General features: G+C 41.8%; 13 protein-coding genes. All 13 read right to left on the reverse strand.

Translation table 11 applies throughout. From position 1 onward, the window contains the following. Positions 1 to 80: 80 nt before the first annotated feature. Positions 81 to 3,614 carry a transcription-repair coupling factor gene (mfd, locus tag MHI60_RS07030; protein WP_144486244.1) on the reverse strand — a complete coding sequence of 1,178 codons (3,534 nt, stop codon included), beginning with the start codon at positions 3,612 to 3,614 and terminating at the stop codon, positions 81 to 83. A 68-nt stretch (positions 3,615 to 3,682) separates the two neighbouring features. Continuing rightward, positions 3,683 to 3,913, reverse strand: a complete 231-nt coding sequence (locus MHI60_RS07035; protein WP_003217967.1) for an anti-sigma-F factor Fin family protein — start codon at positions 3,911 to 3,913, stop codon at positions 3,683 to 3,685. 55 nt (positions 3,914 to 3,968) lie between these two features. Then, a complete protein-coding gene (pth, locus tag MHI60_RS07040) occupies positions 3,969 to 4,535 on the reverse strand; it encodes an aminoacyl-tRNA hydrolase (RefSeq protein ID WP_034624433.1) in 567 nt (188 codons plus the stop codon). 141 nt (positions 4,536 to 4,676) lie between these two features. Next, positions 4,677 to 5,303, reverse strand: a complete 627-nt coding sequence (locus MHI60_RS07045) for a 50S ribosomal protein L25/general stress protein Ctc (RefSeq protein WP_024425642.1) — start codon at positions 5,301 to 5,303, stop codon at positions 4,677 to 4,679. Between the two features lie 139 nt (positions 5,304 to 5,442). Beyond that, positions 5,443 to 6,396 carry a ribose-phosphate diphosphokinase gene (locus tag MHI60_RS07050; RefSeq protein WP_024425641.1) on the reverse strand — a complete coding sequence of 318 codons (954 nt, stop codon included), beginning with the start codon at positions 6,394 to 6,396 and terminating at the stop codon, positions 5,443 to 5,445. A gap of 22 nt (positions 6,397 to 6,418) precedes the next feature. After that, entirely contained in the window at positions 6,419 to 7,789 is a 1,371-nt protein-coding gene (glmU, locus tag MHI60_RS07055; protein WP_144486242.1) for a bifunctional UDP-N-acetylglucosamine diphosphorylase/glucosamine-1-phosphate N-acetyltransferase GlmU, read from the reverse strand. A gap of 198 nt (positions 7,790 to 7,987) precedes the next feature. Beyond that, positions 7,988 to 8,284: a septation regulator SpoVG gene (gene spoVG / locus MHI60_RS07060; RefSeq protein ID WP_008357439.1), complete on the reverse strand. Its 297-nt coding sequence runs from the start codon at positions 8,282 to 8,284 to the stop codon at positions 7,988 to 7,990. Between the two features lie 224 nt (positions 8,285 to 8,508). Further along, entirely contained in the window at positions 8,509 to 8,886 is a 378-nt protein-coding gene (ridA, locus tag MHI60_RS07065; protein ID WP_144486240.1) for a 2-iminobutanoate/2-iminopropanoate deaminase, read from the reverse strand. A 38-nt stretch (positions 8,887 to 8,924) separates the two neighbouring features. Beyond that, positions 8,925 to 9,758, reverse strand: coding sequence for a pur operon repressor (gene purR / locus MHI60_RS07070; protein WP_024425638.1), 834 nt, complete (start codon positions 9,756 to 9,758; stop codon positions 8,925 to 8,927). Positions 9,759 to 9,813: 55 nt separating this feature from the next. Further along, positions 9,814 to 10,683, reverse strand: coding sequence for a 4-(cytidine 5'-diphospho)-2-C-methyl-D-erythritol kinase (gene ispE, locus MHI60_RS07075; RefSeq protein ID WP_019743558.1), 870 nt, complete (start codon positions 10,681 to 10,683; stop codon positions 9,814 to 9,816). A gap of 146 nt (positions 10,684 to 10,829) precedes the next feature. After that, positions 10,830 to 11,015: a small, acid-soluble spore protein, alpha/beta type gene (locus MHI60_RS07080; RefSeq protein ID WP_144486238.1), complete on the reverse strand. Its 186-nt coding sequence runs from the start codon at positions 11,013 to 11,015 to the stop codon at positions 10,830 to 10,832. 163 nt (positions 11,016 to 11,178) lie between these two features. Beyond that, positions 11,179 to 11,436 carry a Veg family protein gene (locus MHI60_RS07085; protein ID WP_024425637.1) on the reverse strand — a complete coding sequence of 86 codons (258 nt, stop codon included), beginning with the start codon at positions 11,434 to 11,436 and terminating at the stop codon, positions 11,179 to 11,181. A gap of 213 nt (positions 11,437 to 11,649) precedes the next feature. After that, positions 11,650 to 12,534 (reverse strand): sporulation peptidase YabG, encoded by an 885-nt coding sequence (gene yabG / locus MHI60_RS07090; protein WP_024427198.1) that lies wholly within the window; start codon positions 12,532 to 12,534, stop codon positions 11,650 to 11,652. Positions 12,535 to 12,598: the final 64 nt, after the last annotated feature.

A 12,598-nucleotide genomic window follows, 5' to 3' on the forward strand; every position in this document is an offset into this window, starting at 1 on the left:
TTTATGCAACATTCACCACTTGACCCTGAGTTTAGTATCCGTCACATCAAACGTAATATACACGAGAGACAAACAAAATTTTATGAAGATGGAATGGTTTCTTTTTTCACATCTTGAAGGCCTCGAAGCATGTTAAGAACAACCTCAAGCCATTCCTCGGTCTTCTTGCCTTTCGTTTGGACAGAAATAATCAGCTTGCTGCTTTCCATTCCTAACCCGATTTCACGTCCATATTTACTGCCGAGCTCAAATAATTTTTGACCGTCGATTTCACTGCTTGCTTTCTCATCAAGGGTAAGTCTGACAATGCCTTTCTCCATCTTGATCAGCTCGACACGTTCCTGAACAGCGTACACCTTCATTGTCGCAATCGTAAACAAGTCAGCCACTTCTTGCGGATATTCACCAAATCGGTCGATCATTTCATCCTGAAGCTCTTTTCGCTCTTCAATCGAGCCAATTGCTCTGAACTGTTTATACATTTCAATCTTTTGCTTGCCATCCGAAATATAAGTGTCTGGGATGTAAGCATCAATTTGCAGATCAATTTCTGGCTCGAATTTATCTTGAGCCGTTGTATCGCCTCTTCTTTCCTCAATGGCTTCTTTCAGCATTTGAGAATAGAGGTCGAATCCAACTGAATCAATGAAGCCATGCTGCTGAGCACCAAGTAAGTTCCCTGCTCCTCGAATCGTTAAATCACGCATCGCAATTTTAAACCCAGATCCGAGCTCTGTGAATTCTTTAATAGCTTGAAGTCTTTTCTCCGCAACTTCAGAAAGAACTTTATCTTTTCGATACGTGAAATAAGCATAAGCAACACGGTTCGAACGCCCGACTCGTCCTCTTAGCTGGTACAGCTGAGAAAGCCCCATTTTATCGGCATCGTGGACGATGAGTGTGTTCACATTTGGAATATCGACTCCCGTTTCAATGATGGTGGTACTGACCAATACATCTGATTCACCTTCAAGGAAATTGATCATCACTGATTCCAGCTCGTTCTCACTCATTTTCCCGTGCGCATAACTGACTTTTGCGTCTGGGACTAGCATGGAGATTTCATCTGCTTTTCGTTCAATATCCTCAACACGGTTGTAAAGGAAGTACACTTGACCGCCGCGTGCTAATTCTCGCTCAATCGCTTCTCTGACTAAAGCACCATTGTACTCGACCACATAGGTTTGAACAGGGAATCGGTTTTCAGGCGGTGTTTCAATAACCGATAAATCCCGCACGCCAAGCATGGACATATGAAGCGTACGCGGAATTGGCGTAGCCGTTAATGTCAGTACGTCGATATTGGCTTTCATCTGTTTAATTTTCTCTTTATGCGTCACACCAAAACGCTGTTCCTCATCAATGATTAACAGCCCTAAATCCTTGTAGACGATGTCTTTTGAAAGAAGACGGTGTGTGCCGATGACCATATCAATCGTTCCGTTTTTCAGCCCTTTTAACGTTTCGGTTGTTTCTTTTCTTGTACGGAAACGGCTCAGCTGCGCAATTTTGACAGGGTAGTCTTGGAATCGGTCCATGATTGTGTCAAAATGCTGCTGCGCTAAGATGGTTGTCGGAACTAGCAGGGCTACCTGCTTCCCGTCAGCAATGGCTTTGAAGGCCGCTCGAATGGCCACCTCCGTTTTTCCGTAACCCACATCTCCACAAAGCAGACGGTCCATTGGACGCTCCCGCTCCATATCCTGTTTAATTTCGTGAATCGAACGGATTTGATCATCTGTTTCCTGGTAAGGGAACGCAGATTCAAACTGGCGCTGCATCTCATGGTCAGGCGAGAAGGCATATCCTTTGCTTGCCTCACGTTCTGCGTACAGCTTAATCAGATCATCTGCGATATCCTGTACAGATGTTTCAACTTTTTTCTTCACGCGTTTCCAATCGCTGCCGCCTAGTTTGTACAGCTTTGGTTCTTTGCCTTCTGATCCTACATATTTCTGCACCTGATCAATTTGTTCAACCGGTACATAAAGCTTGTCGCTTCCTTGATAATGAATATTTAAATAATCTTTATGAATGCCGCCGATTTCAAGCGTTTCAATTCCTAAATATTTACCGATCCCGTGGTTAATGTGCACCACATAATCGCCGACTTGAAGCTCTGAATAGCTCTTGATTCGCTCTGCATTGGTCAGCTTTTGTTTACGCGCCTGCTTTTTCACACGTTTCTTGAAAAGTTCACCTTCTGTGATCACAGCAATTTTGGATAACGGCAGTTCAAAGCCTGTTTGGAGCTCACCTTGTAAAATATACACCTGTCCGCTTACAAGCTCAGCGTCCGGTTTAGCAAGAGCGGCTTCAATGTCATAATCATGCAGAACAGACGACAGCTTTTCTGTCCGTTCTTCATCAGCACCTAAGAAGACAACCGTGTATTGCTGTTTTTTATAGCGTTCGATTTCACTCGCCAGCACATTCATCTGCCCGTGGAAATTCTGCATTTGCTTACTAGATACATTGACGATATTTTGCGGATTTGTCTGCTGGACATGTCTCAGGAACAAGGAGTAGTACAGAATGGACCTCGATTGCTGATTGATCAGTTCTTGGAACGGGAAAGAAAGAGATAAATCATGAAGAATATTGCCTTCTTCAAGCAGACTAATTGTCCAATCAGCTTCTTCCTGTTCAAGCTGTTCTTCCATCTCCTGAATTCTGCTGATTTCATCTAAAATAATAATCGTATCCTGCGAAGTGTAATCTAGCAAACTAGCAGGCTTTTCATAGAAATAGGACAGATACTTCGTCATTTCCTGTGTCACGATGCCTTCTAGCAGCTTCTCGCGATCAGCAGAAATATTTTGATGAAGCAGCTCTTTTTGCTGATCTGAGTTGAATTTCTTTAAACTCTTCGCCAGCCCTTGATCAAGCTGTTCAATGGCTCTCACACGTTCAGGCCCTCTCACAATCAACTCTTTTGCCGGACCTATTTTGATTTCTTGAAGGGTTTCTAATGAACGCTGTGTATCTGAATGAAACGTTCGAATGGAGTCTATTTCTGTATCAAACAGTTCAATACGGATTGGATGATCTTCCGTTAACGCATAGATGTCGATAATTCCTCCGCGCACACTAAAATCTCCGGGCGCAGCAACCATTGACGTCCGGTCATAACCAATTTGTACGAGCTGTTTTGAAAACGCCTCCAAATCAATTTCTTCACCGATCTTTAAATGGACCTGACTCTCCTTCCAGAGCTCAACTGGCGGAAGCATCCTGCGGACCGCAGCAGCGGGAGTGACGATAATAGGGTTTTCTCCATTTGCAAGTCGATTCAGGACATCTAAACGCTGTGCTCTCAGCTCAGGGCTGGCCACTGCAATTTCTGAAGCGATGAGTTCATTGACAGGATAAAGAAGAACCGAGCGATCCGACATCACACTTGCTAGATCATCTGTTACCTTCTGCGCCTGATATAAATTGTGAGTCACAATAAACATTGGCCGCTTAAGTTCGTCTGATATCGCGGCTGTAAATAAAGATCTGACGGAGCCTGATAGTCCGGCAAGCAGCTGTTCTTTTAACCCTTCCTTTAGCCCATTAAAAATGGACTGAAAATCATCACTTTGTTTGATAAATAATTGTATGTTTTTCATTTGGCTCCTCCTCCCTGTTTGTTTAAAACAGAAAAACGCTTTGGTCTAATATCTACACCAAAGCTTTTTTATTGAATAAAAGTATGATACTGATGGTAATCAGGATTTCTTTCGAGCGCCTCTTGGCAATCCTCACAAATGGTTTGTACATGTAAATCACCATTTTCCCTATAAGAAATCATATCGTTTCTTTCCTCATTTGTTAAGTGATGAAATCCAAGTGCTTCACTTTGGACAGCGGATTCATCTAGACTGCCGACCTTTACACCACAGTGGCGGCAGTAATAATGCAAAGCCATACGTGATCCTCCCATGCTGAGATTTTATGATCAGTATGTGCTTTGCTTATCATTCTTATACCTTCTTGTTAAAATCATTCATCACTTCTAAAAATGGCTTTTTTAAAGCTGCTTCACAGGCCTCAACAGACGCTTGAATGGCTGATGCAATGTCAGGCTGTTCCTCTTCTGAAAAACGTCCTAGTACGTAATCAACGACCTTCATGCCGTTTTGAGGACGCCCAATGCCGATACGGAATCGGTCAAATTCAGGAGAACCTAAATGCTGAATCAATGATTTGATTCCATTATGCCCGCCTGCACTTCCTTTTGTACGTAAGCGAATCCGGCCAGTTGGCAAATCAAGATCATCATAAATTACTTTCAAATGTTCAAGGGGAATATCGTAATAGTCCATCAGCGGACGCACACATTCTCCTGATAAGTTCATATATGTAAGCGGCTTTACAAGTAGAACCTTTTGCCCCGAAACAAACCCAGTTCCAAATTGTCCATGGAATTTTGATTGATTTAAAGGAATGTCCCATTTTTTCGATAATTCATCTATTGTCATAAACCCGACATTATGTCTTGTTTTTTCATATTCTTTTCCTGGATTGCCTAATCCAACGAATGCAATCATGAAACCAATAACCTCCTTTGTCACACAGCACACGCCTAAAAAATGAGCCAATCAGATTGCCTCATGTAAAAACGTATGAATTCTTTTCATTCTAGCACAAAAGACGCAACCGCGGGAGGGTTACGTCTCTAAAATGACCAGTTATTCTCCATCGTCATCCTTTTCTTTAATGGCCTCAGGCTCTTGCGGCTCCTCTTCGCTATCTGGCTCAGGAACCTCTGATTGCTGAGGCGGCAGAATGGATGCCACGACTTCTTCTGGATCGTTATTGATTTGATAAGATGACTGAACAGGCAGATCAGCAACTGTTAAGACATCATTGACTTCTAAGTTTGTAATATCAGCTTCAATATTCTGCGGTATGTCTTTTGGTTTTGCTGTAACAGATAGTTCAAATAGTGGCTGCTGAAGCACACCGCCATCTTTTACCCCTTTAGACTCGCCAATCAGCTGTATTGGTACATCTGCCTCAATTTCACGCTGTAAGTCAACGACTTGGAAATCAGCATGGACAAGCTCGTTTTTCAACGGATCTGTTTGTAATTCTGTCACCATTACAGATTTCGTTTCACCACCCACGTCTAAGGTGATTATTGTATTCTTCCCTTCATCACGTAAGGTTTTTAATAAATCGATGCTGTCTAATGAAACAGCCAGGCTGTCTGTATTTTTTCCGTATATGACACCAGGAACGTGTCCTGAATGACGGATTTTTTGCAGTGTGGAACGTTTGAAATCAGTTCTTTTATTTGCTTTTAAAGTTGCCATATTCAGCACCATCCTATTTCTTTTTTGTCACTACTCTCATAATTACCCATAACCGAATCATTTTAAACATGTTTCACTGTGATTGATGAAAGCAAAAAGACCCCAAGCTTGATGCCTAGGGCCTTTTTTAATAAGAAAATTAGCTAAAAAGGTAGCTCACAGATTCTTCTTCATGTACACGGATGATGGCTTCTGCAAGCAAAGGCCCAACTGAAAGCGGAATGAATTTTCCAACTTTCTTGTCATCAGTTAATTGAATACTGTTTGTCACAACTAATTCTTTAATTTTAGAGTTTGTGATACGTTCTACTGCTGGTCCAGACAATACTGGGTGCGTACAGCAAGCATAGACTTCAGCCGCTCCATTTTCCACAAGTGCATTTGCAGCAAGTGTAATAGTACCAGCTGTATCAATGATATCATCGATTAGAATGGCCGTTTTGCCTTCAATGTTACCAATAATGTTCATGACTTCAGCAACGTTTGGCTTTGGACGGCGTTTGTCGATAATTGCGATTGGCGCTTTCAGGCGGTCTGCCATTTTACGCGCACGTGTCACACCACCGTGGTCAGGAGACACAACAACGATATCATTCAAGTTCTTCTGTTCGAAATAGTTTGTTAAGATTGGCACAGCCATTAAGTTATCGATTGGAATATCAAAGAAACCTTGGATTTGCGGCGCATGAAGATCAAGTGCAATCACACGTGTAGCACCTGCTGTTTCAAGCAAGTTTGCAAAAAGCTTCGCAGTGATTGGCTCACGAGGCTTTGCCTTACGATCTTGACGTGCGTATCCGTAATAAGGGATCACAATATTGACAGTTTTCGCAGAAGCGCGTTTTAGCGCATCCACCATAATGAGCAGTTCCATAATATGCTCATTGACTGGCGCACTTGTTGATTGAATGACATAGCAATCACAGCCGCGGATACTTTCTTCAATATTAATTTGGACTTCACCGTCACTAAAGCGTTTAACAGAGCTCTTTCCTACATCAACTCCGATACGATCGGCAATTTCTTTGGCAAGTTCAGGGTTTGAATTCAAAGAGAATATCTTTAAATTCGCATCAGCATAACGATTAGACATGGTAAACCTCCGGGTATTTGGATTATTTTTTATGAATATTTTTCACATAATCTTCTTTATTGACTTGTCTTGCTCTAGCAATAGACAATGCATCCTGCGGTACATCTTCTGTAACCGTTGAACCGGCTGCAACATATGCCCCTTTTCCGACATTGACTGGTGCAACGAGATTTGAATTACAGCCAATAAAGGCGCCGTCTTCAATCTTCGTTAAGAATTTGTTTTTCCCATCATAGTTGACTGTAATGGAACCACAGCCAAGGTTTACATCAGTTCCGACCTCTGCATCTCCAATGTAGCTTAGATGAGATGCTTTGCTGCGGTCACCGAAAACTGTTTTCTTGATTTCGACAAAATTCCCGATTTTCACTTCATCGCCAATTTTCGACAACGGGCGAATATGAGCGAACGGTCCAATTGTCACATCGACTCCAACCTCACTATCGCAGACGACAGATTGCTTAATGGCTGTTCGATCTCCGATGATGCTGTCAACAATCTCAGTGTTTGGCCCAATAGTGGCGTCTGCACCGATTTTTACATTCCCTTTGATGACCGTCCCAGGATAAATGATTGTATCTTCGCCGATGACAGCATCTGGCGAAATATACGTGTTCTCAGGATCAATCAAGGTCACACCATTCTTCATATGCTGATGATTAATACGTCGCTTCATGAATTGCTCTGCTTGTGATAGAGCGATACGATCATTGACTCCAAGTGTTTCTTCAAAATGCGGCGTTTGATAAGCTGCAACTGTTTGCCCTTCATTTTTTAAAATTTCAATGACGTCTGGCAAGTAGTATTCACCCTGTGCATTTTCATTCGACACTTGCTCAATCACACGGAAGAGATCTTCATTTGAAAAGCAATAAGTCCCTGTATTAATTTCATTCACTTGACGCTCTGCATCGTTCGCATCTTTATGCTCGACAATTTTCACGACAGCACCTGTTTCGTCACGAATAATACGGCCATAGCCTGTCGGATCATCCGCATGTGCTGTTAAAATAGTGACTTTCGCTTGATGTTTTTGATGCTCGCTTAACATGGCTTCCATTGTTTCCGCTGTCAATAAGGGCGTATCACCACAAATGACAATGGTTGTTCCCTTTTCCTGCGCAAGGAACGACTTTGCTTGTTTGACGGCATGGGCTGTTCCCAGCTGTTCTTCTTGAAGTGCATACTCACTTCTGTCTCCAAGCTGCTCTTTCACGTCCTCTGCTCCATGACCGACAATCGTCACTAGCTTGGCTAAAGAAAGCTTTAACGCTTCATCTGCCACATGCTCGACCATTGGCTTTCCGCAAACTGGATGAAGTACTTTATATAGCTTCGACTTCATTCTCGTTCCTTTTCCCGCTGCTAAAATCACTGCGAACCGCTTATCCATTGATTGGCCTCCAATATCCCTATTATCCATAGAAAAATATATCCTAAATAAGGACTGATTTCAAGGATACATCAGGAAGTACAATAATTTTCTAACAGATGAAACACATAAGAAACAAGAGAAAGAACGCAAAAAAGACAGCATTTAAAAGAAAACATTCATTTTCTCTTAAAGCTGTCTTTTTAGGTTCACGTATGATTAAGAAGCTCCAGCTTCTTCATATTCAATTGTTTCTTCCTCTTCGCCTAAGCGATGATATTCATTTAAAACAGCATCTTGGATTTTACCCCGAGTGCTTGAATTAATTGGATGTGCAATATCGCGAAACTCTCCATCAGGCGTGCGTTTGCTAGGCATTGCAACAAACAACCCATTGTTTCCATCAATCACACGAATATCATGAACAACAAATTCGTGGTCCAGCGTGATGGATGCAATCGCCCTCATGCGACCATCGGTATTCACGCGGCGTAATCTTACGTCAGTAACTTCCACAGTAGTTCACCACCTTTTCCCAATATAAAAGCATTACTTAGGTATTCAACGATCGTGGTAATTCTCCTGCTCTTTTTTTAAACTTTTTTTGAAATATCGGGATATTTATACATTATTTGTCATATTGGTGACGGCGCTTACATTTTCAGCATAAAAAAAGACATCATGATGATGTCTTTTCCTGCATATGATGAAACCAAACGGCTTTCATTGAGAGTGCCTGTTTATTTTACTAATGCAACTACTTCTATTTCTACAAGCGCATCCTTTGGAAGTCTTGCCACTTCCACACATGAACGAGCTGGCTTATGTGTATGGAAATACTCACCGTACACTTCATTCACTTCAGCGAATTGTTCCATATCTTTAATGAAAACAGTTGCTTTCACGACTGTTTCAAAGGAAGCACCTGCTGCTTCAAGTACAGCCTCAAGATTACGGAACACTTGATGAGTTTGTTCTTTAATATCTCCATTGACAAAATCTCCAACTGGAGTTAATGGAATCTGTCCTGAGCTGTAAAACATGTTATTGACAATAATTCCTTGAGAGTAAGGTCCAATGGCTGCTGGTGCATGTTTGGTTTGAACAACTTTTGTCATATCAATCTCTCCCATTCAAATACATGTTTAATCAAAGCTTACGCTTTCGAATGAAAAAACTCGTGGAAATTGCCTTCATTGATCTCAATGATTTTTTGCTTCATATCAATGGTTGAAAGCTTTAACAACGAGACATATTCATCGACAAGACGTTCATCTACGCCTTCATCTTCTAAAAGAACACCGATCCCTGCAACATTTGCATTAAATTCTTCAAGCAAATTCATCATGCCGTTAATGGTTCCGCCCGCTTTCATAAAGTCATCAATGATCAACACATTGGAGCCTTTATCTAAGCTGCGCTTTGCAAGGGACATGGTTTGAATTCGGTTAGAAGAACCTGACGCATAATTAATACTGACAGTTGATCCTTCGGTTACCTTATTATCTTTTCTAACGATTACAACAGGGACATTTAAATAACCCGCAACAGAATAGGCAATCGGAATACCCTTTGTCGCAACTGTCATGACGACATCAATCGCACGATCCGCAAAGATGGTCGCAAACAGCTTACCGATTTTCGCAAGAATCGATGGATTGCCTAAAACATCGGTTAAATATAAATAACCGCCAGGAAGTACACGTTCAGGAGTTGATAATGCCTCTCCGATATCGTTTACTACGTCATCTGCTTCTTTTAGGTGTATTTTTGGAATATATTTCACTCCGCCAGCAGCGCCAGGTACAGTAAGCAATGTGCCTATTCCCTGCTGTTCGAAGGTCTGTTTGATAATCGTTAAGTCTTCACTAATGGAGGACTTTGCAGATTGATAACGTTCTGCAAAAAAAGTTAAAGGTACTAGTACGTGCGGGTGGGCTAACAAATAATTTGTTAAGTCCACCAATCTGCCGCTTCGACGAAACTTCATGAACTTACCCCCAGAACCCGAATAATTTATGAATAATATAACTTAATATACGGATTTAATCAAGGGCATTTTGTTCGCCGATCATGCGGACAGCGTATACTTGATCACAAAATCCTCTCAGTCCGTTATATATTCTTTGTACCTTCGATTCATATTGAATCAAGCCAAACACAGTTGGGCCGCTTCCACTCATTAATACAGCATCAGCACCGAAACGCTTCATCTGTCTTTTGATCATATCTACTTCCGGATACATCTTTAATGTCACAGACTCCAGAACGTTACCGAGTGAGCCGCACATCTCTTTATAATCTTTCGCTTCAATGGCTTCAATCATACGCTGTACATTTGGGTGTTCTACTTTGCTTGCGTCATATTGTCTATAAACTTCAGCTGTAGATACCCCAATCACCGGCTTCGCTAAAATCACCCAGCAATGCGGTGGTGTCGCGATATGCTTTAGTTTCTCTCCACGTCCTGTCGCTAGTGCTGTGCCTCCGTGTACACAAAAAGACACATCTGAGCCGATCTCCGCTCCAAGCTCAGCCAGTTCATCTAACGTGAGATTTAACTTCCACAAACGGTTTAAACCGCGAAGCGCTGCTGCAGCATCACTGCTGCCTCCAGCTAAACCTGCTGCAACAGGAATTGCTTTTGTGATGACAATCGATACCCCTTTTTGAATACCGAACCTTGTTTTGAGTAATTTAGCCGCCTGATAAGCCAGGTTACGCTGATCATCTGGCACAAATCGATTATGAGATGATACACGGATTTCATCTTTGTCCAGCTCCGTCAGCTCAAGTCGATCTGCAAGGTCTATTGTTGTCATCACCATCTCCACTTCGTGATATCCATCCGGTCTTTTTCCATGAACATCAAGTGAGAGATTAATTTTTGCCGGTGCTTTTTCTAAAATACGCAAACATTTCACCTACTTCTCCATCTAAACATAAGTATCAATATTGTATCACATTTGATGGATCTGATGAATATTGGCTTTCACGCCTAGCACACTGACTTTTTCAACAAAAAAAGCCAGAGACACCCGAGGTATCCCTGACCATTTTTCTATCGTTGATTCTCATCCTGAGCCATGTGCTCCTGAGCTAATTCGATGGCACGTTTGACCATATTACCTGCGTCACGCGCACGAATTTCTCCCCAGCCTCCATTTTTGACGGTATCATAAAATCCAAGATCCTTTGCCAGCTCGTATTTGAACTCATCTGACATAATGCCTCGGCGTCTACCCAAACGAAACAGCCCCTTTAGTCGAGAATTCGAATCAGTACCACTGCTTTTGTGGCTTTCTTATTTTGTATCGAATCCTTTCTTTTACCCCTTTCAAAAAATGGACAGACTCCCATTCAGAAAAAAAGGCAAAACAAAAAGCAGTAAACAAAAAGTTCACTGCCCATTAATAGGCGACTGAGCTAGCGGCATCATCGAACGTTAATTCGACCGTCTCAGTCAGTATATCTGCATAACTGTAAGAAACTCTTTCAAACGAATTCTCATCTTGATCTAATTGAATCACAAATACAGAAGGGTACGTTTCAGCTAAAATGCCCGAACGCTCAATTGTTTTACGGCGGCCTCCGTTAGCCTTTAACGTCAAACGTTTACCTAAGTTACCATCAAGCGATCTTTTGATGTCGGACAAAGTCTTCGCCATTGCATCCACCTCACTGAGATAATTATACAACAACGGCCCATTTTTGTCAAATAAAAATTAAATTATATCAACCAACACGAGCCATTGTCAACAAAATAATTTTGACAAACTTCTACCTTTTCTCCTCCCTATTTTTCTCAAATTCCGGTGAATTATGTATCCTATTGAAATTTCTTTTTGACCATAAAAAAAACCAGACTGAAATCAGTCGGGTTATGTCGATTCATGATCTTTTTTATATGGCATACCTACCCTTAGAACACCCTTCGTCTCGATGCCTCCAAGGCCTTTTTCTCTTGTTAATGTATTACGAAGCACATCCCACACATTGATTCGATCTACAAATGGAGTGAAGCTGATCTTCGCAACGATATACACGGGATCGAGCGCATGAATGTTCACACGTGAAGGTGAGCTTGCAAAATTGGCACCTGCCTGGATCAATGATTCGAAATGAGATTGACAGGCGCCTGCAAAGATCACAAGTTGATCTAAATGAGGAATTTTCTTTCTTGCTTTTTGAACCGTTTCAACGAAATGACGAGAATGGCGATAGGCACCAATATCATTTACGCCGCCCTTTTGCTTGGAATACGCATCATGCCCTGTAATGACCAATATATCAGGCCGATATTGATCAAGTAACGAATCGATCACGCTTGGCATTTTCTTCTCATGACAATGCACTCCGTACACAGGTACACCAATTCGTTCATATACATCTAAGCATTTCTTTAAGTATGAAGCATCTCCATCTAAATGAAGGACCTTTCCAGGCATGTGAAAATACTGTTCCTGATGCTGATATTGTCCAGAAGTATAATACTCTTGTTTTTCACGTAGCAGCTGATAATCCTGTCTTAGTAAGTCGAGCGATTCGTTAATTTTCCGTTCGTCGTCCTTTTCCCTTGTCAGCTGCTCCTCTTTTTGAATCAAGACGAGATCCGACATCTTAGCATCAGCAATCAGCCTCACTTCATTCCCATGCAATATGGCAGTGGCTTCGTGCTGATCTGTCTCATCAATTCGAATGATTCGAAACATAATATCCATTTGATAGGATGCCCTCGTCACCATATCTCCTATTTGAAATTGCATGCTTTTCACTCCACAATCAGGCTCATATCCTGTTGGTATCGTCTTGCACTAAACATGTTCTTCT

Source organism: Bacillus sp. FSL K6-3200 (assembly GCF_038630485.1).
Lineage (GTDB): Bacteria > Bacillota > Bacilli > Bacillales > Bacillaceae > Bacillus > Bacillus safensis.